Annotated in this window: 23 protein-coding genes and 5 tRNA genes; 27 read left to right on the forward strand and 1 reads right to left on the reverse strand. The window is 67.2% G+C overall.

Annotation, left to right across the window (positions count from 1 at the left end):
* Positions 1–15: 15 nt before the first annotated feature.
* The 22 genes from disA (at position 16) to H6A23_RS08850 (ending at position 21402) form a co-directional block, all read left to right on the forward strand.
* The gene (disA, locus tag H6A23_RS08745; RefSeq protein WP_204831809.1) at positions 16–1095 is read left to right on the forward strand and encodes a DNA integrity scanning diadenylate cyclase DisA; all 1080 of its coding nucleotides are present in this window, start codon (positions 16–18) and stop codon (positions 1093–1095) included.
* Entirely contained in the window at positions 1095–1880 is a 786-nt protein-coding gene (gene ispD / locus H6A23_RS08750; protein ID WP_286165921.1) for a 2-C-methyl-D-erythritol 4-phosphate cytidylyltransferase, read from the forward strand. The genes disA and ispD overlap by 1 nt, the downstream gene beginning before the upstream one ends.
* Positions 1881–1979: 99 nt before the next feature.
* Entirely contained in the window at positions 1980–2462 is a 483-nt protein-coding gene (gene ispF / locus H6A23_RS08755; protein ID WP_204831810.1) for a 2-C-methyl-D-erythritol 2,4-cyclodiphosphate synthase, read from the forward strand.
* A 63-nt stretch (positions 2463–2525) separates the two neighbouring features.
* The gene (gene cysS, locus H6A23_RS08760; protein ID WP_204831811.1) at positions 2526–4004 is read left to right on the forward strand and encodes a cysteine--tRNA ligase; all 1479 of its coding nucleotides are present in this window, start codon (positions 2526–2528) and stop codon (positions 4002–4004) included.
* Between the two features lie 120 nt (positions 4005–4124).
* Entirely contained in the window at positions 4125–5381 is a 1257-nt protein-coding gene (locus tag H6A23_RS08765; RefSeq protein WP_204831812.1) for an ATP-binding protein, read from the forward strand.
* Positions 5382–5425: 44 nt separating this feature from the next.
* Entirely contained in the window at positions 5426–6355 is a 930-nt protein-coding gene (gene rlmB / locus H6A23_RS08770; RefSeq protein WP_204831813.1) for a 23S rRNA (guanosine(2251)-2'-O)-methyltransferase RlmB, read from the forward strand.
* Positions 6348–6887, forward strand: a complete 540-nt coding sequence (locus H6A23_RS08775) for an NYN domain-containing protein (protein ID WP_204831814.1) — start codon at positions 6348–6350, stop codon at positions 6885–6887. Before rlmB ends, H6A23_RS08775 begins: the two co-directional genes overlap by 8 nt.
* Positions 6888–6997: 110 nt before the next feature.
* A tRNA-Thr gene (locus H6A23_RS08780) sits at positions 6998–7072 on the forward strand.
* Positions 7073–7279: 207 nt separating this feature from the next.
* Positions 7280–7363 (forward strand) — tRNA-Tyr (locus tag H6A23_RS08785).
* A 3-nt stretch (positions 7364–7366) separates the two neighbouring features.
* Positions 7367–7442: transfer RNA gene (locus tag H6A23_RS08790), tRNA-Thr, on the forward strand.
* A 28-nt stretch (positions 7443–7470) separates the two neighbouring features.
* Positions 7471–7547, forward strand: a tRNA-Met gene (locus tag H6A23_RS08795).
* A 92-nt stretch (positions 7548–7639) separates the two neighbouring features.
* Complete coding sequence (gene tuf / locus H6A23_RS08800; protein WP_075279221.1) at positions 7640–8845, forward strand: elongation factor Tu; 1206 nt, start codon at positions 7640–7642, stop codon at positions 8843–8845.
* A 196-nt stretch (positions 8846–9041) separates the two neighbouring features.
* Positions 9042–9191, forward strand: coding sequence for a 50S ribosomal protein L33 (gene rpmG / locus H6A23_RS08805; RefSeq protein WP_075279222.1), 150 nt, complete (start codon positions 9042–9044; stop codon positions 9189–9191).
* Positions 9192–9211: 20 nt separating this feature from the next.
* A tRNA-Trp gene (locus H6A23_RS08810) sits at positions 9212–9287 on the forward strand.
* A gap of 71 nt (positions 9288–9358) precedes the next feature.
* Positions 9359–9748 carry a preprotein translocase subunit SecE gene (gene secE / locus H6A23_RS08815; protein ID WP_204831815.1) on the forward strand — a complete coding sequence of 130 codons (390 nt, stop codon included), beginning with the start codon at positions 9359–9361 and terminating at the stop codon, positions 9746–9748.
* A 2-nt stretch (positions 9749–9750) separates the two neighbouring features.
* Positions 9751–10299: a transcription termination/antitermination protein NusG gene (gene nusG / locus H6A23_RS08820; protein ID WP_204831816.1), complete on the forward strand. Its 549-nt coding sequence runs from the start codon at positions 9751–9753 to the stop codon at positions 10297–10299.
* Between the two features lie 92 nt (positions 10300–10391).
* Positions 10392–10820 carry a 50S ribosomal protein L11 gene (gene rplK / locus H6A23_RS08825; protein WP_075279225.1) on the forward strand — a complete coding sequence of 143 codons (429 nt, stop codon included), beginning with the start codon at positions 10392–10394 and terminating at the stop codon, positions 10818–10820.
* Between the two features lie 122 nt (positions 10821–10942).
* Positions 10943–11650 carry a 50S ribosomal protein L1 gene (gene rplA, locus H6A23_RS08830; protein WP_204831817.1) on the forward strand — a complete coding sequence of 236 codons (708 nt, stop codon included), beginning with the start codon at positions 10943–10945 and terminating at the stop codon, positions 11648–11650.
* A gap of 278 nt (positions 11651–11928) precedes the next feature.
* Positions 11929–12450 carry a 50S ribosomal protein L10 gene (gene rplJ / locus H6A23_RS08835; protein WP_204831832.1) on the forward strand — a complete coding sequence of 174 codons (522 nt, stop codon included), beginning with the start codon at positions 11929–11931 and terminating at the stop codon, positions 12448–12450.
* A gap of 96 nt (positions 12451–12546) precedes the next feature.
* The gene (rplL, locus tag H6A23_RS08840) at positions 12547–12927 is read left to right on the forward strand and encodes a 50S ribosomal protein L7/L12 (RefSeq protein ID WP_204831818.1); all 381 of its coding nucleotides are present in this window, start codon (positions 12547–12549) and stop codon (positions 12925–12927) included.
* A gap of 529 nt (positions 12928–13456) precedes the next feature.
* Positions 13457–16975 (forward strand): DNA-directed RNA polymerase subunit beta, encoded by a 3519-nt coding sequence (gene rpoB, locus H6A23_RS08845; protein WP_204831819.1) that lies wholly within the window; start codon positions 13457–13459, stop codon positions 16973–16975.
* A 5-nt stretch (positions 16976–16980) separates the two neighbouring features.
* Positions 16981–21402, forward strand: a complete 4422-nt coding sequence (locus H6A23_RS08850) for a DNA-directed RNA polymerase subunit beta' (RefSeq protein ID WP_204831820.1) — start codon at positions 16981–16983, stop codon at positions 21400–21402.
* A gap of 355 nt (positions 21403–21757) precedes the next feature.
* Here H6A23_RS08850 and H6A23_RS08855 read toward each other — a convergent pair whose 3' ends face one another.
* Positions 21758–22507: a biotin--[acetyl-CoA-carboxylase] ligase gene (locus H6A23_RS08855; protein WP_204831821.1), complete on the reverse strand. Its 750-nt coding sequence runs from the start codon at positions 22505–22507 to the stop codon at positions 21758–21760.
* 179 nt (positions 22508–22686) lie between these two features.
* On the opposite strand from H6A23_RS08855, the gene H6A23_RS08860 reads away from it, so the two are divergent.
* From H6A23_RS08860 to fabG, 5 genes are read left to right on the forward strand one after another with little or no spacing between them, the layout of a single operon-like run.
* Complete coding sequence (locus tag H6A23_RS08860; RefSeq protein ID WP_204831822.1) at positions 22687–23646, forward strand: 3-oxoacyl-ACP synthase III family protein; 960 nt, start codon at positions 22687–22689, stop codon at positions 23644–23646.
* A 59-nt stretch (positions 23647–23705) separates the two neighbouring features.
* The gene (locus tag H6A23_RS08865) at positions 23706–23942 is read left to right on the forward strand and encodes an acyl carrier protein (RefSeq protein ID WP_204831823.1); all 237 of its coding nucleotides are present in this window, start codon (positions 23706–23708) and stop codon (positions 23940–23942) included.
* Between the two features lie 2 nt (positions 23943–23944).
* A complete protein-coding gene (gene fabK, locus H6A23_RS08870) occupies positions 23945–24889 on the forward strand; it encodes an enoyl-[acyl-carrier-protein] reductase FabK (protein ID WP_204831824.1) in 945 nt (314 codons plus the stop codon).
* Complete coding sequence (locus tag H6A23_RS08875; RefSeq protein ID WP_204831825.1) at positions 24877–25812, forward strand: ACP S-malonyltransferase; 936 nt, start codon at positions 24877–24879, stop codon at positions 25810–25812. Before fabK ends, H6A23_RS08875 begins: the two co-directional genes overlap by 13 nt.
* A 2-nt stretch (positions 25813–25814) precedes the next feature.
* Positions 25815–26588 (forward strand): 3-oxoacyl-[acyl-carrier-protein] reductase, encoded by a 774-nt coding sequence (gene fabG, locus H6A23_RS08880; RefSeq protein ID WP_204831826.1) that lies wholly within the window; start codon positions 25815–25817, stop codon positions 26586–26588.
* Positions 26589–26626 lie beyond the last annotated feature (38 nt).

Here is a 26626-nt window from a genome sequence, read left to right on the forward strand (position 1 = left end):
CACGAAGGGGCCGCCATGGACGCATCCCAGCTGAGCACGGGCGTTGCGGAGCGCGAGCAGCGCCTCCAGGACGCCATCAGGAACACAGCCCCCGGCACGCCCCTCAGGGTGGCGCTCGACATGATCCTCGCCGGGCACCTCGGCGCGCTCATCTGCGTGGGCGACACGGAAAACGTGCTCGCGGCCGGTGACGACGGCTTCAAGCTCGACGTCTCGTTCACGGCCAACCGCCTCTTCGAGCTCTGCAAGATGGACGGTGCCGTGGTGATCGACCGCGACATCACCAAGATTCTGCGCGCCAACTACCACTTGAACCCCGACCCGTCCCTGCCCACCTCCGAGACGGGCACGCGCCACCGCACCGCCGCGCGCATGAGCCTGCTCACCAAGGCGACGGTCATCTCGGTGTCCTCGCGCCGATCCGTCGTGAACGTCTACGTGGACGGCAAGGGCTTCCAGATCAAAAGCGTGCGCGACCTCTTTGTGCTCGGCAACCAGCTCACCGTGGCCATGCAGAACACGCGCTCGCAGCTCGACCGGAGCCTTCTGCGCCTCACGAGCCTCGAGCTCGACGACTGCGTCACGCTCGGCGACCTCACGGACATCTTCTACCTCTTCGAGGTGCTCATGTCCGCGGGCTCCGAGCTCGACGCCTGCATCGTCCAGCTCGGCAGCGAGGGCAAGATCGCCCAGATGCAGCGCGAGGAGTACCTCTCGGGCGTGGACGAGGCCTACACCCTCATGATCCGCGACTACGCGGCGGACTCCTCCGAGGAGGCGGCGCGCACCATCCGCAAGCGCCTCCACGACACCGTCAACACCCAGCTGCGCTCCGCCAAGCTCGTGGCCAAGATCCTCGGCTTCAGCGACGACCGCGGCGAGGACTCCATCATGACGCCGCTCGGCCTGCGCACGCTCTCGCGCGTGCCCGTGGTGCGCGAGGGCATGGCCGACAAGATCGTTGACGAGTACGGCTCGCTCCAGGAGATCCTGGAGGCCGTGGACGACGACCCGCAGCGCCTCGGCGAGATCGGCGTGAAGAACCCCGACGTCCTCGCCAACAGCCTGCACCGCATGTGGGGAAAGGGCGAGTGATGGAGGTCGGCGCCCCGATGCGCGACGCGCCCGCGCCCTGCGCGTGCGCGCAGCCGCTTCCCGCGGGCGCGCCCGAGGTCGGACCGGACACCTGCGCCGTTATCGTGGCGGGCGGCACCGGGGAGCGCTTTGGCGACCCGCGCGGCAAGCAGTTCGTGGAGCTCTGCGGGCTGCCGCTCATGTGCTGGTCCATCGCCGCCTTCGACCAGGCGCCCTCCGTCGCGCGCATCGTGATCGTGTGCGCCCCGGAGCGCGGGGCGGAGGTCGAGAAGGACGTGCTCTCGCGGCTCTCCCTGACCAAGCCCGTGTCCCTTGCCCCCTCTGGCGCGACGCGGCAGGCCTCTGTGCTCTCGGGCCTGGGGTCGGTGCCCCGCGAGCTGGAGTTCGTTGCCGTGCATGACGCGGCGCGCCCGCTCATCGAGGTCGAGATGATCGAGCGGGCCGTTGCCGCCGTGCGCGGGGACGCCACGCTCGCCGGCGCCATCCTGGCGTCGCGCTCCGTTGACACGCTCAAGCTCGTTGAGGGGGACACCATCGTCGCCACGCCGGATCGCTCGTTCTACTGGGCGGCGCAGACCCCGCAGGTCTTCCGGCGGCGCGTCCTGCTCGCGGCGCACCGGGCGGCTGCCCGCGACGAGTACCAGGGGACCGACGACTCCTCCCTCGTGGAGCGCCACGGCGGGCGCGTGCGCGTGGTCGAGTGCTCGCGCGACAACATAAAGGTGACCGTCCCCGAGGATCTGGCCCTCGCCGAGGCGGCCCTCGGCCAGCGCCTCCTGACCTGACAAGGGTGCCGGGGCAAACTGTCATGAGCCCTTCATGACAGTTTGCCCCGGCACCCTTGTCAGGTCACCTTTGTCGGGTCGCGCGAGAGAGGACTGCGCATGCTACGCATAGGACATGGCTTTGACGTGCACGCCTTCGCGGAAGGGCGCCGGCTCGTGCTGGGCGGCGTCGACGTGCCCGCGGAGCGCGGCCTCGCGGGCCACTCGGACGCGGATGTGGTGGCGCACGCGCTCATGGACGCCGTGCTCGGCGCCCTGCGCGAGGGGGACATCGGCAAGCTCTTCCCGGACACCGACCCTGCCTACGAGGGCGCCGACTCGCTCGCGCTGATGCGCCGCGTGGCCGAGCTCGCTCGCGCGCGCGGCTGGCGCGTGGCGGACGCGGACTGCACGATCGCCGCGCAGGCGCCCAAGCTCGCCCCCTATCGCGAGCAGATGCGCGCCAACATGGCCGCCGCGCTCGGGGTGCCCACCGAGGCGGTGGGCGTCAAGGCCACCACGACGGAGCGGCTCGGCTTCGTGGGCCGCGAGGAGGGCATCGCGGCCTGGGCCGTGGTCCTGCTGGAGCGCGCGGGCGCGTAGTTCTTGTCGCCTGCCGGCGCTATACTGGTCCAACGCAAGAGAGCCAACCGCCAAGGAGCAACCATGCTCGTCTACAACAGCCAGACGCACAAGAAGGAGGAGCTTGTCCCCATCGAGGAGGGCAAGATCCGGATGTACGTCTGCGGCCCCACGGTCTACGACCAGATTCACATCGGCAACGCGCGCACGTTTCTCGCGTTTGACGTGATTCGCCGCTACCTCATATACAAGGGCTACGCCGTCACCTTTGCCCAGAACCTCACGGACGTGGACGACAAGATCATCAACCGCGCCAACGAGGAGGGCAAGACCGCCGCGGAGGTGGCCGAGGAGTGCTCGGCGGCCTTCATCGAGCAGATGCACCGCTTCGGCGTGCTCGACCCGGACATCCGCCCGCGCGCCACGCGTGAGATCGAGGCCATGCAGCAGATGATCTCCGTGCTCATCGAGCGCGGCCACGCCTACGTCGTGCCGTCCGGTGACGTCTACTTCTCCGTGCGCTCCGACACGAGCTACGGCATCCTCTCCGGGCGCGACCTCGACCAGATGCGCGCCGGCGAGCGCGTGGAGGTCAACGACGAGAAGCGCGACCCCTTTGACTTCGCGCTCTGGAAGGCCGCCAAGCCCGGCGAGCCGAGCTGGCCCAGCCCCTGGGGGGAGGGCCGCCCCGGCTGGCACACCGAGTGCTGCGCCATGATCCACCGCTACCTGGGCACCCCGATCGACATCCACGGCGGCGGCGCCGACCTCGTCTTCCCGCACCACGAGAACGAGACCGCCCAGGCCATGTGCGCCTGGGACGCGGCGCTCGCCAACACCTGGATGCACACGGGGATGCTCCGCGTCGACGGCGAGAAGATGTCCAAGAGCCTCGGCAACTTCTACACGCTCAAGGAGGTGCTCGACAGGTACCCCGCGGACGCCGTGCGCCTGCTCATGCTGCAGACCCACTACCGCGCGCCGCTCGACTTCTCCTTCGACCGGCTCGACGGCGTGTGCGGCACGCTCGAGCGTCTGCAGACCTGCGTGAAGAACCTGCGCTGGGCTGCCGAGCGCGCCCCGCAGGACGGCGAGCTCAACGATGCCGACCGCCGGCTCGGGCGCGCCATCGACGCCGCGCGCGAGGAGTTCTGCCGCCAGATGGACGACGACTTCAACACCGCGGGCGGCCTCGCCGCGATCTTCTCGCTCGTGACGGACGCCAACACCTATCTGGCGGACGCCGCCGACGACACCTCGACGGCCGTGACCCTGCGCGCCGCTGACATGCTCTGCGAGCTTGCGGGCGTCATGGGGATCGAGCTGCCCCGCACCGCCGGGGACGATGACCTGCCCGCCGAGCTTGTCGACCTCGCGCGCGAGCAGGCCGGCTATGGCGGGGCGTCGCCCGCCGAGGCCGCCGAGGCTCTTCTCGCCGCGCGCCAGCAGGCCCGTGCCGAGAAGAACTGGGGCGTGGCCGACGCCATCCGCGACGGCATCACCGCGCTCGGCCTCGTGGTCGAGGACACTGCCGCGGGTGCCCGCCTGCGTCGCAAGGAGTAGGGCGCAAACGCACGAGCAAATGCGGCTTTCTCGTAGTTTTACGCAAAAAAGTGCGCGCAAAATTTTGCGCGCACTTTTTTGCGTACACTCTGTGAGCAAAACGAGAGAAGGGGGGATGAAATGCGAGAGTCAAAAACCGTTGAGTTCAAGGCGTCCGTGAGCAACTCGTTCCTCAAAACCGTTTCTGCGTTTGCGAACTACGGTGGCGGGACGGTCTACTTTGGCATCGCTGATGATGGGAAGCCGGTTGGTCTTCAAGACCCCGCGCGGGCGTGCCTCGACATAGAGAACCGCATCAACGACTCCATCACGCCCATTCCGGAGTTTGAGCTCACGATACGCGCGCTCACCTCGACGGTCGAGCTCAAGGTCATGCCAGGCGCCGCAACGCCCTATCTCTATCGTGCGAAGGCGTACAAGCGTGCAGATGGCGCGACGGTCGAGGTCGATCGCACGGAGCTGACGCGCCTCACCCTTGACGGCAGCAATCTGAGCTTCGAGCAGCTCCCATCAGAGGACCAGGACCTTGTGTTCGCTCGGCTTGGGGCGGCGATGCAAGAGAGGCTAGGTCTTGCGAGTTTTAACTCCGATACGCTCAAGACGCTCAGCCTTCTCTCCCCGTCAGGAACCTACAACAACGCCGCAGCGATCCTCGCCGATCGAAGCGCGTTCCCCGGAATCGACGTCGCACGTTTTGGCGAGGACATCAGCGTGATACTCAAGCACGCGACCTACGAAGGCGCGTCTCTCCTGACGGAGTTCGATGACGTGGCAGGGCTCTTCAGGGACGCATATTGCTACGAACGGGTTGAGGGGGTCCATCGCAGGCTGGTCGAAACGGTGCCCGTCCGGGCGTTCCGTGAGGCGCTCGCAAATGCGGTCGTTCACAGGACGTGGGACGTTGCGGCGCGGGTTCGCGTCTCGATGCACCCCGACCGCGTGGAGGTCTCATCTCCGGGCGGACTTCCAGCGGGCATATCCGAGGAGGAGTACCTCTTCGGCAGGGTCTCCATCATGCGCAACCCCATCCTTGCCAACGTGTTCTACCGGCTGGGCATCATCGAGGCCTTTGGTACGGGGATTATCAGAATCAAGGAGGCATATGAGGGCAGCGTTGCCAAGCCGACGTTTGCTGTCACGGAGAACTCGATAACGGTGACCCTGCCCCTCGTCAAGGAGGATAACGGGCTGGTTGGCGATCAGAGGCTCGTATACGATCTGCTCAGTCCCGTGCGGGCCATGGCGACCGGAGAGCTGGAGAAGAGCGTGAGCTTTAGTCGCTCAAAGCTCAGGGGAATTCTCAAGCGTCTGATTGCTCTTGGGCTCGTGGAGACGATTGGCGCGGGCAGAGGACTGAAGTATCGTCGTGTTAGGTGACGTGGGCCCGGTATACTGGCCGAGCAAAGCAAGGGGAGAGTCGTATGGCAAAGAACCAGTCACGTACGCCCGGGCGCGACGTCCGCGGCGGCAAGGGCAAGGGGCGCGGCCCGCAGCAGGGTCGCCCTTCTCGCCCTGTTGGCGGCAGGGGCAGGGCCCCGCAGCGCGGCCCGCGGGGCGAGAAGGGCGCGGGGCCGCGCGCTTTGCGCCGTGAGGCGCGCGACCGGGGCGACCTCATCGAGGGGCGTCGTGCCGTCGAGGAGGCGCTCTCCTGCGGGATGCCGCTGAGAAGTGCCCTCGTGCAGGAGCGCTCCGGCGAGCGTGACCTCGCCCTTGAGAAGATCGCGGCATGCCTGGAGGACGCCGGCGTGCCCGTGGAGCGGGTGCCGCGCGGCCGGCTCGACGCGCTTTCGAGTCACGGCGCGCACCAGGGCGTCGTGGTGCGGGCGCGCCCCTTTGAGTACGCCGAGCTCTCCGACGTGATTGCCTCGGCGGGGGAGGGGCCCGCGCTCGTGGTGGTGCTCGACCACGTGACCGACCAGGGCAACTTTGGCGCCATCGTGCGCACGGCCGAGGTCGTGGGCGCGGCGGGCGTCGTGGTTGCCAAGGCGCGCGCCGCCTCCGTGGGCGTGGGCGCGTACAAGACCTCCGCCGGCGCCGTCATGCACCTGCCCATCGCGCAGGTGCCCAACCTCGCGCGCGCCATCGAGGAGCTCCAGGCGGCGGGCTTTTGGGCCTGCGCCGCGACCGAGCACGCCGAGCAGGACGTCTGGAATGCGCCCATGGGCGGCCGCCTCGCGCTCGTGATGGGCTCCGAGGGCGAGGGGATCTCCCGCCTGGTAGCCGAGAAGTGCGACTTTGCGTGCCGTCTGCCGCAGCGCGGGCACGTGGAGTCGCTGAACGTCGCCCAGGCCACGACCGTGCTCTGCTACGAGTGGCTGCGGCGGCAGGAGACGGGCGGGACGGATGCCTAGCCCGGGCGCGGACCGCGAGCTTCTGGTGGTCGACGGCTACAACGTGATCTTCAAGTCCCCGCGCTACCTCGCCCGCATGGACGAGACCGTGGAAGGTGACCCCTTCGAGCAGGCGCGCGACCTGCTCGTGGCCGATGTGGCGGCCTATGCCAAGGGCCGCTACGAGCCGGTGATCGTATTCGACGCGGCGGGCAACGTCTCCCCGGATCGGCCCGACCTCTCCAGGGCGGGCGTGCGCATGGTCTTCTCGCGCACCGGGGAGTCCGCGGACGCCGTCATTGAGCGGCTGGTCACCGAGCAGCGCCTGCTGCCGCGGGCGGTAACCGTGGTGACCTCGGACCGCACGATCCGCGCGACGGTGGGCGGCGTGCCCGTGACGCGCATCTCGAGCGATGTGCTCGTGGCCGACGTGAACCAGCTCGCCGTAGAGTACGAGCGCGCCAACGCCGAGCGACAGACGCAGCACATGCGCCTGGAGGACCGCATCGACCCGGCCGCGCGCGAGAAGCTCTGGCGCCTCCTGCGGGGGTAACGGGCTGCTGACAAAGGTGTCGGGGTCGTTTGTCATGAACCTTTCATGACAAACGACCCCGACACCTTTGTCAGCAGCCCCGTACCGGTTCCGCTATCATGTACTGACACGCCGGCATGGCTCAATGGCAGAGCAACGGTTTTGTAAACCGTGGGTTGGGGGTTCGACTCCCTCTGCCGGCTCCAGGAACGATTCGAGGCCGTTGCGTCATGCGCTGCGGCCTCGTTGCGTTTATCGCCCTTCAAGAAGATGCTCTGACCTGCGGATGTGTACGCCTCGTGAGGATGGATACGCCCGGAAGCGGGGTATACGTTGACAAGTTTTTCTCCGCGTCGTAATCTATCTTCCGCTCGCAGGGGAGAAGGCGCCTTGCGGGTGGCTGAAAACGGAATGGGGATGTGGCACAGCGGCAACTGCGGCGGACTGTAAATCCGCTCCCTCTGGGTTCCTTGGTTCGAGTCCAAGCATCCCCACCATTCGCCCGTGTAGCTCAGTCGGTAGAGCACTTCGTTGGTAACGAAGAGGTCACCGGTTCAAATCCGGTCGCGGGCTCCATTCCCTCTTTTCGGTCGCACGGCACCACGCCGGTGTAGCTCAGTTGGTTAGAGCACGCGGCTCATACCCGCGATGTCACTGGTTCGAGTCCAGTCACCGGTACCAGAGTTCTTGGCGGCGCTTCGGCGCCGCTTAGCATAAGAACGCGTTAGCACTACGGGATGGCCGAACAGGTTTGTTCCAAAAGGAGGATGGCAATGGCCAAGGAGAAGTTCGATCGTTCTAAGCCCCACGTAAACATCGGTACCATCGGTCACGTCGACCACGGCAAGACCACCACGACCGCGGCCATCACCAAGGTCCTCTCTGAGACCGAGGGCTGCAAGGCTGACTACACCGCCTTCGAGAACATCGACAAGGCTCCCGAGGAGCGTCAGCGCGGCATTACCATTAACGTTGCCCACATCGAGTACGAGACCTGGGAGCGCCACTACGCTCACGTCGACTGCCCGGGCCACGCGGACTACATCAAGAACATGATTTCCGGTGCGGCTCAGATGGACGGTGCCATCCTGGTCATCGCCGCCACCGACGGCCCCATGGCCCAGACCCGCGAGCACATCCTGCTCGCCCGTCAGGTCGGCGTCCCCTACATCATCGTCTTCCTGAACAAGTGCGACATGGTTGACGACGAGGAGCTCATCGACCTCGTTGAGATGGAGACCCGTGACCTCCTCTCCGAGTACGGCTTCCCCGGAGACGACCTGCCCATCATCCGTGGCTCCGGCCTCGGCGCCCTCAACGGCGAGCAGAAGTGGGTCGACTCCATCATCGAGCTCATGCACGCCGTCGACGAGTACATCCCCACGCCGCCGCGTGACAACGACAAGCCGTTCCTGATGGCCATCGAGGACGTCATGACGATCTCCGGCCGCGGCACCGTCGCCACCGGCCGTGTCGAGCGCGGCCAGCTCAAGCTCAACGACCCCGTTGAGATCGTGGGCATCCGTGAGAAGCAGACCTCCGTTGCCACCGGCATCGAGATGTTCCGCAAGACCATGGACTTCTGCGAGGCTGGCGACAACGTCGGCATCCTTCTCCGCGGCATCAAGCGCGAGGACATCGAGCGTGGCCAGGTCATCTGCAAGCCGGGCTCCGTCCAGCCGCACAAGAAGTTCACCGGTGAGATTTACGTCCTGACCAAGGAGGAGGGCGGCCGTCACACCCCGTTCTTCGCCGGTTATCGTCCGCAGTTCTACTTCCGCACCACGGACATCACGGGCGACATCCAGGAGCTCACCGACTCCAACGGCACCAAGGTCGAGATGGCCATGCCGGGCGACCACGTGACCATCACCGCTGAGCTCATCCACGCCATCGCCATGGAGCAGGGCGACAAGTTCGCCATCCGTGAGGGCGGCCACACCGTCGGCGACGGCCGTATCTCCACCATCATCGAGTAACTTCTTCGTAAGTGACTCTTGGACCCGGCACCGCAGGGTGTCGGGTCCTTTTTTCAGCCAAGCAATTTGATGATTTTGTGATTCAGTATGTGAGAATCGCTTTTAGTTGACAGAATGGCTGCGGGACTGGTAACGTACACCACCGCACCGCGTTCGAGGGAAACTCCCTCCAACGAGAAGCTCTTCAGGAGGATTGATGCGTACTCTAGTTACCCTCGCGTGCACTGAGTGCAAGCGCCGCAACTACACCACGGACAAGAACAAGTCCAACAACCCGGACCGTATGCAGCTCAAGAAGTACTGCCCGTGGTGCAAGAAGCACACGCTTCATCGGGAGACCCGCTAACCAAGGTGGGTTTTCATCACAGGCCAGTAGCTCCAATGGTAGAGCGGCGGTCTCCAAAACCGTTTGTTGAGGGTTCGAGTCCTTCCTGGCCTGCCAGATTTCACCACCGGCTTTCCCTTCGGGGATAGCCGGTTTCCATGTAAGGCCCGTTTTCTAGGAGTCGACGGATGGCGAACAAGGACCGTAACAAGAGGAGCGTCCGCAAGGCCCGTGCCGAGGAGCGTGCCCGCGTCGAGGCCGCCCAGGCCGCCTCTGCGCAGGGTTCCGCCGGCTCTGAGGGCAAGAAGGCCTCCAAGGAGGTCGTCAAGGCCGAGAAGAATCCCGCCAAGAAGGACGAGAAGAAGTCGGACAAGAAGCCCGGCCTCTTCCGCCGCCTGAGGAACTACCTCGGTGACGTCCGCTCCGAGATGCGTCGCGTCGTGTGGCCCTCTCGCGACGAGCTCATGAGCTACTCGGTGGCGATCATCGCCATGCTCATCGTCTTTGGCATCGTCATCTGGCTCGTGGACTCCGGCATCGTCGCCGCTCTTATCGGCTTCACTGGTCTCAGGGGGTAGGCATGGCTAAGCGCTGGTACGTGATTCACACCTACTCTGGGTACGAGAACAAGGTCAAGGCTGACCTTGAGCACCGCATCGAGACCTACGGTCTCGAGGACAAGGTCGTCGACATCCAGATCCCGACCGAGGAGGTCACGGAGATCAAGGACGGCGGCAAGCGCGAGACCAAGGAGTCCAAGGTCTTCCCGAGCTACGTCCTCGTGCGCATGGAGGTCGACGACAACACCTGGGCCGTCGTCCGCAACACGCCGGGCGTGACGGGCTTCGTGGGGCTCGACGGCAAGCCGACGCCGCTTCGTCGCGACGAGTTCGACAAGATCATGCGCCGCGGCGGCGGGCGTGGCACCACGACGTCCGTTCCCAAGCGCGTTGCCACCAACCTCGAGGTTGGCCAGGCGGTCCACGTGCTCTCCGGCCCGCTCGCGGACTTCGACGGCCAGATTTCCGAGGTCATGCCCGAGTCCGGCAAGGTCAAGGTCATGCTCACCATCTTTGGCCGCGAGACTCCCGTCGAGCTCACGCTCGACCAGATCTCCGTCATCGCCTAGCGGAGTTCCCGCCCGTCCGGTATCGGTGAGGATAGCTTCTCGGACGCGGCGCACACATAGTACGACTCGACACGTCTTCAAGGAGAAGAACCATGGCAAAGAAGAAGGTCACTGCCTTCATCAAGCTCCAGATCCCGGCCGGTGCGGCCAACCCCGCGCCTCCCGTCGGCCCCGCCCTCGGTGCCGCCCAGGTCAACATCATGCAGTTCTGCCAGGCCTTCAACGCCGCCACGCAGGACAAGCAGGGCGACATCATCCCCGTTGAGATCACCGTCTACGAGGATCGCTCCTTCGACTTCGTCTGCAAGACCCCGCCCGCGGCCCAGCTCATCAAGAAGGAGCTCGGCCTCAAGAGCGGCTCCGGCGTGCCCCAGCGCGACAAGGTCGGCCAGCTCACCCAGGAGCAGCTCACCAAGATCGCCGAGATCAAGATGCCGGACCTCAACGCCAACGACATCGAGGCCGCCAAGAAGATCGTCGCCGGCACCGCCCGCTCCATGGGCGTCACCATCGCCGAGTAGCGTTTCGTGCGTGCAAAGGGGGCCGTCCCCTTTGCACGCTTTCACCGTACAAAGGGGACGGCCCCCTTTGTACGCACGATGTGGGAGGGCGGAAGGCCCGATGACCACAGGAGGTAAGCAACATGCCTAAGCACGGAAAGAACTACAAGGCCGCCGCGGAGAAGGTGGACGGCTCCAAGCTCTACTCCCCGAAGGAGGCCATGGAGCTCGCCAAGGAGCTCGCTCCCGCCAAGTTTGACGAGACCGTCGAGGTCGCCGTCCGCCTGGGCGTCGATACCCGCAAGGCCGACCAGAACGTCCGCGGCTCCATCGCGCTGCCCCACGGCACCGGTAAGTCCGTGCGCGTCGCCGTCTTCGCCGAGGGCGAGAAGGCCCGCGAGGCCGAGGCCGCCGGCGCCGACATCGTGGGCTCCGATGACCTCGTCGCCCAGGTCCAGGCCGGCGAGCTGAACTTCGACGCCGCCATCGCCACGCCCAACATGATGGGCAAGGTCGGCCGCCTCGGCAAGATCCTCGGCCCCCGCGGCCTCATGCCCAACCCCAAGCTTGGCACCGTCACCATGGACGTCGCCAAGATGGTCGGCGAGCTCAAGGCCGGCCGCGTCGAGTACCGCGCCGACCGCTACGGCATCTGCCACGTCCCGATGGGCAAGGTGTCCTTCGACACCCAGAAGCTCGTCGAGAACTACGGCGCGCTCATCAACGAGCTGCTCCGCGTGAAGCCGTCCAGCGCCAAGGGCAAGTACGTCAAGTCCGTCGTCGTCTCCACCACGATGGGCCCGGGCATCAAGGTCGACTCCACCAAGACCCGTAACCTCATGGAGGAGTAGTTCTTCTCGTTTGAAGTTCCTGTGTCTGCTTGACGGGCGTCCGACGTCGTGACAGAATGTCACGCGCAGGACGCCCGTCCTGTGTGAAAACATCGCATGTCCGCTGCCAAAGACAGCCGGTGCCGCAAGGCTCAAAGGGGTAACCCGCCTGCCGAGGTGGTCTCAGAGATAGCATCTTCGAGGACCCCGCTTTGGCTGTGCCGAACGGGGTCTTCTCATGCGGAAGGCCCGCCCGCGTCGGCGGCATGCCTGACCGCAGAGAGAAGGAGGTGTACTACATGCCGTCCAAGTCCAATGTCGAGATGCTCGAGAAGGTCTCCCAGTCGCTGGAGTCCTCCCAGGGCGTGTTCGTCGTCGACTACTGTGGCCTCTCCGTCAAGGAGACCCAGGAGGTTCGTCGCGCGCTGCGCGAGGCGGGCGCCGAGATGAAGGTGTACAAGAACAACATCGTCAAGCTCGCGCTCGAGAACGCCGGGCTGCCCAACATCGACGACGCGCTCGCCGGCACCTGCGCCTACGTCTTCTATGAGAAGGACCCCGTCGATGCCGCCAAGGTCATCAAGGAGCAGTCCGAGAAGCTCAAGAAGATGGCGTTCGTCGGCGCCATCGCCGATGGCAAGGCCCTTTCTGCCGACGAGGCCAAGGCCTACGCCGACCTGCCCAACCGCGAGCAGCTCATGGCTCAGATCGCTGGTCTCATCAGCGGCTTCGCCCGCGACATCGCCGTGTGCGTCAAGGAGGTCCCCGCTGGCCTCGCGCGCTCCATCAACGCTGTCTCCGAGCAGAAGCAGGCCGCCTAGCGGCCACCTGCGGCATTTCGCCGCGCACCCGGGGCATCCGCCCCGCACACGCAAAAGCAATCCGTGCCAGCCGCACGGGACCGAAAGGAAACAGAAATGGCTAAGCTTACCACCGAGGAGATCATTGACGCCCTCAAGGAGATGACCCTGCTCGAGGCCTCCGAGCTCGTGAAGGCCATCGAGGACACCTTCGGCGTCTCCGCCGCCGCCCCCGTCGCCGCCGTGGCCGCCGCTCCGGCCGCCGCTGCCGCCGAGGAGGAGGAGAAGACCAACTTCGACGTCGTGCTCGAGGGCTTCGGCGACAACAAGATCGCCGTCATCAAGGTCGTCCGTGCCCTGACCAGCCTCGGCCTCAAGGAGGCCAAGGAGGTCGTCGAGAGCGCCCCGAAGGCCGTTCTCGAGGGCGCCAAGAAGGAGGACGCCGAGGCCGCCAAGAAGCAGCTCGAGGAGGCCGGCGCCACCGTCACCCTCAAGTAAGTTCGCTTGCTTGGGTAACGCGCTCAGCGCAGACAAGGGGTCGGACCCGCAGGTCCGGCCCCTTTTTGCGTAGGGGATGGCATGCGTTGCGGGGTTGGGGGCCGTGGCAATTCCCGGGACGGCCGCGTTGTTGTTTTGGGGCATATGGCAGCCAGGGCGGAACGCCAACAGGGCGTTCTTCTCGGCATGTTGCGGAATCCGCGGCTGTGGCAGGCCAATCGCTGCCACAGCCCCAGAATGGACAACGCCAAAAATGCCAACAGCGCCGTAACCCCCGATTTGATAACGGGAGGCGGGAAGCAGGGCCGCTGACGGCGAGAAGAACGTCGAGCGGCGGGCAACCACCGAACCTACACATAGAGGTTCTTCTCGCCACAGCGTTTATGCAGCTCAAGGGGGTATCCGCGAAAAGCTACTCGAAAACGGTAGGCAAGTCAAGACTTTTCATTGACCGAACCAGGTGGTTTCGGTACCTTATTACATTGCGACAATTGCCGCCTTCCACCCTTTTTGAAGGAGGAAAAGCCTGGTGTCTACCGCAAAGACTGCTCTTACCAAACCACAAGGCACGACCGGACGCAAGACCTTCAGCAAGATCGCCCCGGCGATGGAGCTGCCGAACCTCATCTCCGTTCAGAAGGAGTCCTTCGAGCGGTTCATGGGGGAAGGGCTTGCCGAGTCCTTTGCCGAGTTCTCCCCGATCGAGAACTCCGCCCACACCCTGCAGGTCACCTTTGGCGACCACCAGTTTGGCGACCCGGCGCACACCATCGCCGAGTGCCGCGCGAAGGACATCTCCTACCAGGCCCCCCTCTTCGTTGACGTGCGCTTTGTCAACAAGGAGACCGGCGAGATGAAGGAGCAGCTCGTCTTCATGGGCGACTTCCCGCTCATGACCGAGCGCGGCACCTTCGTGATCAACGGCACCGAGCGCGTCGTGGTCTCCCAGCTCGTCCGCTCCCCGGGCGTGTACTTTGCCTCCGAGATGGACAACGGCGTGCGCGTCCACAAGGCGCAGTTCATCCCCGCCCGCGGCGCATGGCTCGAGTTCGAGGTCGACAAGCGCGGCCACCTCGTGGTCTCCATCGACCGCAAGCGTCGCCAGTCCGCCACGATGTTCCTGCGCGCCCTCGGCATCGCCGAGACGGACGACGAGATTCTCTCGCTCCTTGGCGACTCCGACGTCGTGCGCAACACCCTCGAGCGCGACACCGCCACCACCCGCGAGGACGCCCTGCTCGAGATCTACCGTCGCCAGCGCCCCGGCGAGCCGCCCACCGTGGACTCCGCCCGCTCGCTCATCGACGGCCTCTACTTCAACGAGCAGCGCTACGACCTCGCCCGCGTGGGCCGCTACAAGGTCAACAAGAAGCTCGGGCTCGACCTGGAGTCCTCCGCCCGCGCGCTCACGCAGGAGGACATCATCGAGTCCCTGCGCTACCTGCTGGCCCTCCACGCCGGCGACACCACCAAGCGCCTCGATGACATCGACCACTTTGGCAACCGCCGCGTGCGCACCGTGGGCGAGCTCGTCCAGAACCAGTTCCGCATCGGCATGAGCCGCATGGAGCGCGTGGTGCGCGAACGCATGGCGTCCCAGGACGTGGACGACATCACGCCGCAGAGCCTGATCAACATCCGCCCGATCGTGGCGGCCATCAAGGAGTTCTTCGGCTCCTCGCAGCTCTCGCAGTTCATGGACCAGGCCAACCCGCTGGCCGGCCTCACCCACAAGCGCCGTCTCTCCGCGCTCGGCCCGGGCGGCCTCGCCGGCCACAAGTCCGGCTCCAGCCGCCGCACCAACGTGCCGACGGCGGTCCGCGACGTTCACAACTCGCACTACTCCCGCATGTGCCCGATCGAGACCCCCGAGGGCCCCAACATCGGCCTCATCGGCTCGCTCGCGCTCTACGCGCACGTCAACGAGTACGGCTTCATCGAGGCACCGTACCGTCGCGTGGAGGATGGCAAGGTCACCGACAAGATTGACTGGATGACGGCCGACGAGGAGGAGGTGCACAACATCGCCCCCGCCAACACGCCGTTCGACCCCAAGACCGGCAAGTTCATCGAGGTTGACTCCAAGGGCAACGTGACGCACCCCGAGCGCGTCATCGCCCGCACCCGCGACTTCGACGGCTCCTTCGGCGCGCCCGCGCAGGTGGCCGTCGAGGACGTCGACTACATGGACGTCTCCCCGCGCCAGCTGCTCTCCGTGGCCGCCAACCTCATCCCGTTCCTCGAGCACGACGACGCCAAGCGTACCCTCATGGGCGCCAACATGCAGCGCCAGGCCGTGCCCCTGATCAAGGCCCACGCGCCGTTCGTCGGCACCGGCATGGAGGAGCGCGCCGCGCTCGACTCCGGCGAGCTCATCCGCGCCGCCCACGCCGGCACCGTCACCGAGGTGGACGCCGCCCACGTGGTCGTCTACTCCGACGAGTACGGCTCCGAGCGCTACGACCTGCCCAAGTACGAGCGCTCCAACCAGTCGACCTGCATCAACCACCGCCCGATCGTCCGCGCGGGCGAGAAGGTCGAGGCGGGCCAGCCGCTCGCCGACGGCACCTCGATCGACCACTCCGAGCTCGCCCTCGGCGCCAACCTCACCGTGGCCTACATGCCGTGGGAGGGCTTCAACTACGAGGACGGCATCATCGTCTCCGAGCGCGTCGTGCAGGAGGACCTGCTCACGTCGGTGAGCATCTCCCGCCACGAGATCGACGCCCGCGACACCAAGCTCGGCCCCGAGGAGATCACCCGCGAGATCCCCAACCTCTCCGAGGACATGCTCGCCAACCTCGACGATGACGGCATCATCCGCATCGGCGCCGAGGTCGGCCCCGGCGACATCCTCGTGGGCAAGGTCACGCCCAAGGGCGAGACGGCCCTCACGGCCGAGGAGCGCCTGCTCCGCGCCATCTTCGGCGCCAAGGCCCACGACGTGCGCGACACCTCCCTCAAGATGCCGCACGGCGCCTACGGCCGCGTCGTGGACGTGGTGCGCTTCAGCCGCGAGGCCGGCGACGACCTCCCGCCGGGCGTCAACGAGCTCGTCCGCGTCTTCGTCGCGCAGCGCCGCAAGATCCAGCAGGGCGACAAGATCGCCGGCCGCCACGGCAACAAGGGCGTCGTCTGCAACGTCCTGCCCGTGGAGGACATGCCCTACATGGCCGACGGCACGCCCGTCGACGTCCTGCTCGACCCGCTGGGCGTCCCCTCGCGTATGAACGTCGGCCAGCTTCTCGAGTGCCACCTCGGCTGGGGCGCCGCCCACGGCTGGGACGACGAGTCGGAGAACTCCGAGCGCTACGTGCCGGGCCCCATCAACGTGGCCACGCCTGTCTTTGACGGCGCCACCGACGAGGAGGTCGCGGAGCTTCTGCGCCGCACGAACATCAACCTCATGAACAAGGCCCGCATGGACTACGGCGAGCACATGCGCGAGGAGTTCGTCCCGCAGCTCAACGACCTCGGCAAGACGACCCTCTACGACGGCCGCACCGGCGAGCCCTTCGCGAGCCCGATCACCGTGGGCACGAGCTACATCCTGAAGCTCGGCCACATGGTCGACGACAAGATCCACGCGCGCTCGACCGGCCCCTACAGTCTCGTCACCCAGCAGCCGCTCGGCGGCAAGGCCCAGTTCGGCGGTCAGCGCTTCGGCGAGATGGAGGTGTGGGCCCTCTACGCCTACGGCGCGGCCAACGTCCTCCAGGAGATCCTCACCGTCAAGTCCGACGACACCAACGGCCGCGTCAAGACCTACGAGTCCATCGTCAAGGGCGAGAACGTGCCGTCCGCCGGCATCCCGGAGTCCTTCAAGGTCCTCGTCAAGGAGATTCGCTCCCTGGCCCTGGACATCGAGCCGATCTCCTACAAGAAGCGCGCCGATCGCGCCGCCCAGGAGCAGGAGGAGGCCGCTGCCGAGAGCGCCGTGGACGTCTTCGCTGACATGGCCCCCGCCGATGACCTCATCGGCTCGGACGATGACCTCGACAACGCCGACGCCGTCCTCGCTGGCGACGTGAAGAGCGATAAGGAGTAGCGACAGTGGCAGACTTCGACACCACCGACTTCGACGCCATCAAGATCTCCCTCGCCTCTGCCGACCGCATCCGCAGCTGGTCGCAGGGCGAGGTCAAGAAGCCCGAGACCATCAACTACCGCACCCTCAAGCCCGAGAAGGACGGCCTGTTCTGCGAGAAGATCTTCGGCCCCACCAAGGACTGGGAGTGCGCCTGCGGCAAGTACAAGGGCATCCGCTTCCGCGGCATCGTCTGCGAGCGCTGCGGCGTTGAGGTGACCACGGCCAAGGTGCGCCGCGAGCGCATGGGCCACATCGAGCTCGCGGCCCCCGTGAGCCACATCTGGTACTTCAAGAGCCCCACGAGCTTCCCGCTCGCGCGCCTGCTCGACATCAAGAGCAAGGACCTCGAGAAGGTCCTGTACTTCGCCAGCTACATCATCACCAACGTCGACACCGAGGCCCGCGAGGCCGACGCCGACGACCTCAAGGAGGAGCTGGCCGCCGACCTCGAGGAGCTCGACGCCGAGCGCGACGAGCAGATCGAGCGCCTGAAGGAGCAGGGCGAGGCCTCCGAGGACGAGTTCAGCGACATCGAGCCGCTCTCGGCCGACGAGATCCGCGCCGGCATCGCCGACCTCGAGGAGGAGTACGAGGAGGAGAAGGCGCTTCGCCGCGACGCCTACGAGAAGTTCATGCAGCTCGAGGAGCGCGAGCTCATCTCCGACGAGAGCCTGTTCTCCGAGCTCAAGCGCTACTACGGCATCTACTTCAAGGGCGGCATGGGCGCCGAGGCCGTGCGCGAGCTGCTGCGCGGCATCGACCTCGAGTCCGAGGCCCAGAACCTGCGCCAGATCATCGCCTCCGAGGACGCCCAGAAGCAGAAGCGCGAGAAGGCCATCAAGCGCCTGGAGATCGTCGACGCCTTCCTCAAGGGCGGCAACGACCCGGCCAACATGATCCTCGACGTCATCCCGGTCATCCCGCCCGACCTGCGCCCGATGGTGCAGCTCGACGGCGGCCGCTTCGCGGCGTCCGACCTCAACGACCTCTACCGTCGCGTGATCAACCGCAACAACCGCCTCAAGCGCCTGCTCGACCTCGACGCCCCGGCGATCATCGTCAACAACGAGAAGCGCATGCTCCAGGAGTCCGTGGACGCGCTCTTTGACAACGGCCGTCGCGGCCGCCCCGTCACCGGGCGCGGCGGGCGTCCGCTGAAGTCGCTCGCCGAGGCCCTCAAGGGCAAGCAGGGCCGCTTCCGCCAGAACCTGCTCGGCAAGCGCGTCGACTACTCCGGCCGCTCGGTCATCGTCGTCGACCCCAAGCTGAAGCTGCACCAGTGCGGCCTGCCCACGCAGATGGCCCTCGAGCTCTTCAAGCCGTTTGTGATGCGCCGCCTCGTCGAGCTCGGCAAGGTGGAGAACATTAAGGGCGCCAAGCGCGCGATCGACCGCCAGCTCCCGGCCGTCTGGGACGTGCTCGAGGAGGTCGTCCAGGATCGCCTGGTCCTGCTCAACCGCGCACCTACGCTGCACCGCCTCTCCATCCAGGCCTTCGAGCCGGTTCTTGTTGAGGGCAAGGCCATCCACCTGCACCCGCTCGTGTGCGCCCCCTTCAACGCCGACTTCGACGGCGACCAGATGTCCGTGCACGTGCCGCTCTCCACGCAGGCGCAGACCGAGGCCCGCGTCCTCATGCTGTCCTCCAACAACCTGCGCTCGCCGGCCTCCGGCAAGGTGCTCACCGTGCCGTCCCAGGACATGGTCTTCGGCGCGTACTACCTCACCACCGAGACGGGCGAGAAGAGCGACGAGACCCAGGTCTTCGCCGACTTCGACGACGCCCTTCTCGCCATCGACATGAAGCGTGGCCTGGGCCTGCAGGAGCCCGTCATCGTGCGCGTCTCCGCGGCCGACGCCAACGTCGTCGAGGGCGACCGCAAGATCTTCCGTGTGCTCACCGCCAAGGGCCAGCACGAGGACTTCGACGTCACCGAGCACACGGCGCGCTTCGAGACCACGCCGGGCCGCATCATCTTCAACCGCCAGTGCCTGCCGGCCGACTACCCCTTCATCAACTACAAGATGGTGAAGAGCGACATCGGCGCCCTGGTCAACGACTGCTGCGACCGCTACACCACGGCCGAGGTCGAGCCGATCCTTGACGCCATCAAGGAGACCGGCTTCCACTACGCTACGCTCGCGGGCCTGACCGTCTCCGTGTGGGACGCCACGATCCCCGCCGACAAGCCCCAGCTCCTCGAGGAGGCGCAGGGCCGCGTCGACGAGATCAACGAGTACTACGAGGACGGCTTCCTCTCCGAGGTGGAGCGTCACACCGAGGTCGTCAACGCGTGGACCGAGTGCACCGACCTTCTCGCCACCGAGATGCTCGCGGGCTTTGCCGAGGACAACCCCATCTACATGATGGCCGACTCCGGCGCCCGTGGCTCCAAGACGCAGCTCCGTCAGCTCGCCGGCATGCGTGGCCTCATGGCCGACATGTCCGGTGACACGATCGACCTGCCGATCAAGGCCAACTTCCGCGAGGGCCTCGAGCCGCTCGAGTACTTCATCTCCACCTACGGCGCCCGCAAGGGCCTCGTCGACACCGCGTCGCACACCTCCGACTCCGGCTACCTGACCCGTCGTCTCGTCGACGTGGCCCAGGACGTCATCGTCCGCGAGGAGGACTGCGGCACCGACGAGGGCGTCACCTACCCGCTCATCAAGCCGGGCCAGACCTCCGTGGACACCGACCTCGTGGGCCGCTGCGCGCTCAACGACATCGTCGACCCCGCCACCGGCGAGGTGCTCATCGCGCGCGACGGCTACATCGAGTCAAAGGACGACCTCGAGATGCTCGTGGCCCACGGCCTCAAGCGCGTCGAGCTGCGCGCCCTCCTCACCTGCAAGTCCAAGTACGGCGTCTGCCAGAAGTGCTACGGCTGGGACCTCTCCACCCGTCGCCCGGTCAACATCGGCACGGCGGTCGGCGTCATCGCCGCCCAGTCCATCGGTGAGCCGGGCACCCAGCTCACGATGCGCACCATTCACTCCGGCGGCGTCGCGGGCGCTGACGACATCACGCAGGGCCTCCCCACGGTCGCCCGCATGTTCGACGTCGTCGGCAACGTCAACGAGAAGATCCTCGGCCGCGAGGCCGACCTCGCGCCCGTCTCCGGCACCCTGCGCATCACGCCCGAGCAGACCGAGTACCTCCTGCGCATCGTCGACACGGAGGACCCGAGCCGCATCATCGAGGAGTGGCGCGTGCCCGCGTCCGTGCGCTTCATGCCGGACGTCGAGGACGGCGTGGAGGTCCGCGCCGGCGACCAGATTACCCGCGGCTTCGTCAACTTCCGCAAGCTGCGCCGCCTGACGGACATCGAGTCGACGATGCACACCTTCGTCGAGTCGGTCAAGGACGTCTACACCTCCCAGGGCGTCGACCTCAACGACAAGCACATCGAGGTCATCGCGCGCCAGATGCTGCGCCGCGTCCAGGTGACCAACCCCGGCGACTCGCAGTACCTGCTCGGCCAGTACGTCGACCGCTACGTCTTCGCCGACACCGTGCGTAACGTGGCCCTTGCCGGCGGCACCCCGCCCGAGGCGGAGCCGGTCATCCTCGGCACGCTCAAGGTGGCCTCCAGCATCGACTCCTGGCTCTCGAGCGCGTCGTTCATCCGCACCGCGGGCGTCCTCACCGAGGCCGCCATCGAGGGCGACATCGACCACCTGCTCGACCTCAAGTCCAACGTCATCGTGGGCAAGCAGATTCCCGCAGGCACTGGCCTCTCCGCGTACAACGACGTGGAGCTCACCTACCACGGCACCAAGATCGACGGCCCCACGTCGCCTCTCGCCAAGAGCCTGCCCGAGTGGGCGCCCGACGAGCTCAAGGACATCGAGGAGCAGCTGCCCAAGCAGCTCGACTGGGTCGGCGACGACTACGGCTTCGGCGGCGTGTACTCCAAGAACGGCCGCACGCTCTCCAGCGAGGACGCCAAGCTCTACCTCTTCGACGACCTCGGCGTCTCGCAGCGCTGGACCAACAAGTTCAGCGAGGTGGGCATCGAGACCGTGGGCGACCTCATCGGCAAGACCGAGGACGACCTGCTGCGCATCGATGGCATCGGTGCCAAGGCGATCGAGGAGCTCCGCGACGGCCTCGAGGCCCGCGGCCTGCTCTACATCCTGGAGCCCGATGACTCCGAGGCCGACAGCGAGGACCTCTCCCAGCTCCTCAACATGGTCTTCTCGCCTGACGCGGACGCCGACATCATGCTCGGCACCGCCGCGCCCTCGACGCATCACTTCGATGACGACGAGCTGATCGGCGGCTCCGAGGCCCCGGCCAGCGACTCGGGCATCATCAACGAGGACCTTGGCTCCCTCGACGACCTCCTCTCCCAGGTGGTCCGCCAGGAGTCCGAGGAGTAGGCGCTCGTCCCATACGCACGTGAGGGCCGCCCGCCCTTCTCGCCAGCTCACTGCGCTTCGCGCAGAAGTCGCTGGCTGAGAAGGGCGGGCGGCCTCGTGTCGCTGTGTCGAAGGTCGCCCACCGCAACGGGGGCGGGGCTAGGGGCCGGGGCCGCCTTGGGGCCCTGGCGTGGAGCTGGTGCGATTGGGTGCTACGTTTGATGTTGGGACCGCACTTCTGGACCGCACTCAATCGCAGCGAGCCACTGACCTGCGCTTTTTCAGACGGCACTCGCGAGTGCCCCCATCGAGTGCCGTCTCGGCATCAAACCTAGCACCCAATCGCGGAGGGTTTGGCGCGTGCGGGTTCTTCTCGCTAGCGCTCGGGCAGCGGCCGCAGGGAGGCCTGCTCGGCCGAGAAGGACCTTGGGCCGGCGGCGGTGTCCAGCACGGCGCGGCCCCAGGCGTCAACGCCCGCGAGGCGGCCCCGGGCGAGCTCGGGGCCCTCGGGGGAGAGCGCCACGACGCGCTCCTGGGCCCAGGCGAGGCGGGCGAGGTAGTCGTCGCGGATCCCGTCGAGCGGCCGGCCCCCCGGATCGCCGGCCCAGGCGTCGCAGCGGGAGAGAATGCCGTCACGAAGCGCCCGAGCGAGCTCTGAAAGGCCTGGCGCCGCACCGAGCTCGGCCAGGCTGACGGCCGCGAGCTCGCGCGGGGCGCTCTCCACGTTGACGCCGATGCCACAGACGGCAAACGTCCTGCCGGCGTCGTCGCGCGCCGCCTCCACGAGGATGCCGCCGAGCTTGCGCCCGCGGGCGAGAAGGTCGTTGGGCCACTTGAGCGACACGCCGCTGACGCCGAGGGCAAGAAGCGCGTCCGTTGCCCCCAGCCCGCAAGCGGCGGCGAGGCCGGGCAGGCGCCCCGGTCCCACGGCGGGCCGCAGCACCACGGAGAGGTAGAGGTTTCCCGCAGGCGAGGCCCATGCGTGGCCGCGCCGCCCGCGCCCGGCCGTCTGGCGTCGCGCCGCGAGCGCGCAGCCGTGCGCGGCGCCCGCGCGACCGGCGGCGAGCAGCTCCTCGTTGGTGGAGCCGACCTCCTCGACCATGCGAACCTCGGTTTCGTTTTCCATACGCTCTCCCGGCGGTTTCCCCCGTTTGCGGCAGGTGCCCAAATGGTACCCACGCGTGTGGAGGTATCGTGGCAAAATAGCAGGGTGGATGAATGACGACGCAGCGTCATCATCTATATTGCTAGCCTACCAGAGAGATGTTGACGCGTTAACAACAGAGCGAGGCAGGAGGCGAGAAGATGGGATTTCGCATTCTGGGAACGGGCTCGGCGCTTCCAGCGCGCTCCGTCACCAACGATGACCTCTCGGAGTTCCTGGATACCTCGGACGAGTGGATCTTCCCCCGGACCGGCATCAGGAGCCGTCGCATCTGCACCACCGAGTCGCTTGACGACCTCGCGTGCGAGGCGTCCCGGCAGGCCCTCGAGGCGGCCGGCGTCACGCCCGACCAGCTCGACCTCATCATCTGCTCCACCACGAGCGGTGACCACCTCATCCCCGCCGAGGCCTGCGCCATCGCCGAGCGCCTGGGCGCCCCCTGCCCGGCCTTTGACGTCTCGGCCGCCTGCGCGGGCTTCGTCTTTGCCCTCGACGTGGCGGACGGCTACTTCGCGCGCGGTCGCGCCGAGCGTGTGCTCGTGGTCGCGGCGGAGAAGATGAGCCGCCTCGTGGATTGGGAGGACCGTGCCACGTGCGTCCTCTTCGGCGACGGGGCCGCTGCCGCGGTGCTCTCCGCGGGCGGCCAGAACCCGCTCGCCATGCGTCTCGAGACCGAGCCCTCCGTGGAGATCCTCCACGTGCCCGGCATCGGCGGCAGCTCCCCCTACGACGCGACCGAGCACCCCGCCAACACGCTCTCCATGGAGGGGCGCCGCGTTTTCAAGTTTGGCGTGAACGCCATCTGCACCTCGGTGACCGAGCTCGCGCGCGAGGCGGGCGTCGCCGTCGAGGACATCGACCACTTCGTCTTCCACCAGGCCAACGAGCGCATCCTCTCGTCCGCCGTCGCCCGCCTGGGCCTCGCCGACGAGAAGGTCGTGCGCTCGCTCGCGGAGACCGGCAACATCTCGAGCGCGTGCGTGCCGCTCGCCCTCGACCGGCTCGTCCGCGCCGGCCAGCTCAAGCCCGGTCAGCTCGTCGCCCTCGTGGGCTTTGGGGCTGGCCTCGACACGGGTGCCTGCCTGCTCCGCTGGGAGTAGGCCGCACATAGCAGTCCATTGGCGCGCCCGACCGGGCGCACGGAACAAAGGAGAACACCATGGCAGATCAGAGCACCTTCGACCGCGTCTGCGCGATCGTCCGCGAGCAGGGCGGCCTTGACGACGTCGAGCTCACCGCTGACACCACCCTCGCCGAGGTCGGCCTTGACAGCCTGGCCACCGTCGAGGCCGTCATGGCCTGCGAGGACGAGTTCGGCATCGAGATCGACGCCGAGTCCAACCCCACCACCATCGGCGAGTTCGTCGAGATGGTCGACGCTCTCCTGGAGAACTAGTCATGCTGCGCACCCCCATCTGTGACCTTCTCGGCATCGAGAAGCCCGTCTTCCAGGGCGGGATGGCCTGGATCGCCGACGCCTCCCTCGCCGCCGCCGTCTCTGAGGCCGGCGGCCTGGGCATCATCGCGGCCATGAACGCCAACGCTGACTGGCTGCGCAACGAGATTCACGAGCTGCGCAAGAGGACCGACAAGCCCTTCGGCGTGAACGTCATGCTCATGAGCCCGTTTGCGGACGAGGTCGCGCAGGTCGTCATCGACGAGCACGTGCCCGTCGTGGTGACCGGCGCCGGCAACCCCACCAAGTACATGAAGGCCTGGAACGCGGCCGGCATCAAGGTCATCCCCGTGGTGGCCTCCGTCGCCATGGCCAGGCTCGTGCAGCGCGCCGGCGCCGTGGCCGTGGTGGCCGAGGGCACCGAGTCGGGCGGCCACATCGGCGAGACCACGACGATGGCCCTCGTGCCGCAGGTCGTGGACGCCGTGAAGATCCCCGTCATCGCCGCCGGCGGCATCGCCGACGGGCGCGGCGTGGCTGCCGCCCTCATGCTCGGCGCCGTGGGGGTCCAGGTGGGGACGCGCTTCCTCGTGGCCGACGAGTGCACCGTGTCCGACAAGTACAAGGACATGGTCCTCAAGGCCAACGACATCGCTACGCGCGCTACCGGCCGCTCGACCGGCCACCCGGTCCGCGCCCTCAAGAACCCGTTCTCCAACAAGTACGCCCAGATGGAGTCCTCGGGCGCGCCCGAGGAGGAGCTCAACGCCTTTGGCACCGGCGCGCTTCGCAAGGCCGCCAAGGAGGGCGACTACGAGAACGGCAGCTTCCTCTGCGGCCAGGTCGCCGGCATGGTGAAGGAGCGCCAGAGCGCCCTTGAGATCGTGGACGACCTCGTGAACGGAGCCGAGAAGGTCCTGTCTGGAGCGATGCAATGGGTAAAGTAGCCTTCCTCTTCGCCGGCCAGGGCGCCCAGCACCCCGGCATGTGCGCCGACCTCATCGCGTCTGCGCCCGCGGCCAAGGCCGTCTTCGACGCTGCGGACGCGGTGCGCCCCGGCACCACCGAGCAGTGTCTCTCCGGCACCAAGGAGGAGCTCGCGCAGACCATCAACACGCAGCCCTGCGTCTTCGCCGCCGACCTCGCCTGCGCCCGCGCGCTCGCGGCGCGCGGCGTGCGCCCGGACGTGGTGGCGGGCTTCTCGCTCGGCGAGGTCGCCGCGCTCACCTTTGCCGGCGCCTACAGCGACGAGCAGGGCTTCGAGCTCGTGTGCCACCGCGCCGAGCTCATGGCGGACGCCGCCGAGAAGAACCCCGGCGCCATGCGCGCCGTCGTGAAGCTCGACGCCGCCACCGTGGAGCGCCTCGCCGCCGAGGCGGGCGACGCCTGGCCCGTGAACTACAACAGCCCGCTGCAGACCGTCGTCGCGGGCACGCCGGAGGCCTGCGAGAAGCTCGATCTTCTCGTCAAGGAGGCCAAGGGCCGCGCGATGAAGGTCGCTGTCTCGGGCGCCTTCCACAGCCCGTTCATGGCCGACGCCGAGCGCGGCCTTGCGGCGTATCTCGCGGACGGCCACGCGCCGGCCGAGCCCGCCGTGCCCGTGCTGGCCAACCGCACGGGAGAGGCCTACCCGGCCGACGAGGCGGCTCGCGTCGAGCTGCTCTCCAGCCAGGTGGCAAACCCCGTCCAGTGGGTCCGCACCCTCGAGAACATGGCCGCCGACGGCGTCGACACCTTCATCGAGGTCGGCCCCGGCAAGACCCTCACGGGCCTTGTCACCCGCACGCTCGAGGGCGTCACGGCGCTTCCCTGCGAGACCGCGGAGCAGCTCGAGGCCGTTCTCGCCACGCTTTCCGAGAAGGGGGAGTAGCCATGGCAGCCGCCAAGACCGGAACCATCGAGCGCGACGCCGAGCGTCGCGTGGCTCTCGTGACCGGTGCCTCGCGCGGCATCGGCCGCGCGATTGCCGAGGGGCTCGCCGTCGACGGCTTTGACCTCGCGCTCGTCTACGCGGGCAACGAGGCCGCGGCCGCCGAGGCCGTTGCCGCCTGCGAGGCCGCGGGCGCCACGGCGCGGGCCTATCGCTGCGACGTCTCCTGCGCCGACGAGGTCAAGGCCACCGTCGACGCCGTCCTCGCCGACTTTGGGAGCGTCTGGGCCCTCGTCAACAACGCGGGCGTCACCCGCGACGGCCTGCTCGTGCGCATGAGCGACGAGGACTTCGCCCGCGTGATCGACGTCAACCTCAAGGGCGCGTTCCACACCACGCGTGCCCTCGCGCGCGCCTTCATGCGCCAGCGCGGCGGCCGCATCGTGAACATGGCCTCCGTCGTGGGCCTCATGGGCAACGCCGGCCAGGCCAACTACGCCGCCTCCAAGGCGGGCCTCATCGGCCTCACCAAGTCCGTGGCGCGCGAGCTCGCGCCGCGCGGCATCACGGTGAACGCCATCGCGCCCGGCTTCGTGGAGACCGACATGACGGCCGTGCTCTCCGAGAGCGTGCGCTCGAGCTACGAGGGGCAGATTCCGCTCGGCCGCCTCGCGGGGGCGGAGGAGGTCTCCGCCGTGGCGCGCTTCCTCGTGAGCGACGCCGCGTCCTACGTCACGGGCGAGGTCATCCGTGTCGACGGCGGCATGGCGATGTAACTGGCATGCGTGCAAAAGGGACCGTCACTTTTGCACGC

This window comes from Olsenella uli, from assembly GCF_016900775.1.
GTDB lineage: Bacteria > Actinomycetota > Coriobacteriia > Coriobacteriales > Atopobiaceae > Thermophilibacter > Thermophilibacter uli_A.

What these genes read in the sequence shown, in the direction of transcription:
- disA (WP_204831809.1), top strand. Translation starts at nt 16, where the DNA reads ATGGACGCATCCCAGCTGAGCACGGGCGTTGCGGAGCGCGAGCAGCGC.
- ispD (WP_286165921.1), top strand. Translation starts at nt 1,095, where the DNA reads ATGGAGGTCGGCGCCCCGATGCGCGACGCGCCCGCGCCCTGCGCGTGC.
- ispF (WP_204831810.1), top strand. Translation starts at nt 1,980, where the DNA reads ATGCTACGCATAGGACATGGCTTTGACGTGCACGCCTTCGCGGAAGGG.
- cysS (WP_204831811.1), top strand. Translation starts at nt 2,526, where the DNA reads ATGCTCGTCTACAACAGCCAGACGCACAAGAAGGAGGAGCTTGTCCCC.
- H6A23_RS08765 (WP_204831812.1), top strand. Translation starts at nt 4,125, where the DNA reads ATGCGAGAGTCAAAAACCGTTGAGTTCAAGGCGTCCGTGAGCAACTCG.
- rlmB (WP_204831813.1), top strand. Translation starts at nt 5,426, where the DNA reads ATGGCAAAGAACCAGTCACGTACGCCCGGGCGCGACGTCCGCGGCGGC.
- H6A23_RS08775 (WP_204831814.1), top strand. Translation starts at nt 6,348, where the DNA reads ATGCCTAGCCCGGGCGCGGACCGCGAGCTTCTGGTGGTCGACGGCTAC.
- tuf (WP_075279221.1), top strand. Translation starts at nt 7,640, where the DNA reads ATGGCCAAGGAGAAGTTCGATCGTTCTAAGCCCCACGTAAACATCGGT.
- rpmG (WP_075279222.1), top strand. Translation starts at nt 9,042, where the DNA reads ATGCGTACTCTAGTTACCCTCGCGTGCACTGAGTGCAAGCGCCGCAAC.
- secE (WP_204831815.1), top strand. Translation starts at nt 9,359, where the DNA reads ATGGCGAACAAGGACCGTAACAAGAGGAGCGTCCGCAAGGCCCGTGCC.
- nusG (WP_204831816.1), top strand. Translation starts at nt 9,751, where the DNA reads ATGGCTAAGCGCTGGTACGTGATTCACACCTACTCTGGGTACGAGAAC.
- rplK (WP_075279225.1), top strand. Translation starts at nt 10,392, where the DNA reads ATGGCAAAGAAGAAGGTCACTGCCTTCATCAAGCTCCAGATCCCGGCC.
- rplA (WP_204831817.1), top strand. Translation starts at nt 10,943, where the DNA reads ATGCCTAAGCACGGAAAGAACTACAAGGCCGCCGCGGAGAAGGTGGAC.
- rplJ (WP_204831832.1), top strand. Translation starts at nt 11,929, where the DNA reads ATGCCGTCCAAGTCCAATGTCGAGATGCTCGAGAAGGTCTCCCAGTCG.
- rplL (WP_204831818.1), top strand. Translation starts at nt 12,547, where the DNA reads ATGGCTAAGCTTACCACCGAGGAGATCATTGACGCCCTCAAGGAGATG.
- H6A23_RS08855 (WP_204831821.1), bottom strand. Translation starts at nt 22,507, where the DNA reads ATGGAAAACGAAACCGAGGTTCGCATGGTCGAGGAGGTCGGCTCCACC.
- H6A23_RS08860 (WP_204831822.1), top strand. Translation starts at nt 22,687, where the DNA reads ATGGGATTTCGCATTCTGGGAACGGGCTCGGCGCTTCCAGCGCGCTCC.
- H6A23_RS08865 (WP_204831823.1), top strand. Translation starts at nt 23,706, where the DNA reads ATGGCAGATCAGAGCACCTTCGACCGCGTCTGCGCGATCGTCCGCGAG.
- fabK (WP_204831824.1), top strand. Translation starts at nt 23,945, where the DNA reads ATGCTGCGCACCCCCATCTGTGACCTTCTCGGCATCGAGAAGCCCGTC.
- H6A23_RS08875 (WP_204831825.1), top strand. Translation starts at nt 24,877, where the DNA reads ATGGGTAAAGTAGCCTTCCTCTTCGCCGGCCAGGGCGCCCAGCACCCC.
- fabG (WP_204831826.1), top strand. Translation starts at nt 25,815, where the DNA reads ATGGCAGCCGCCAAGACCGGAACCATCGAGCGCGACGCCGAGCGTCGC.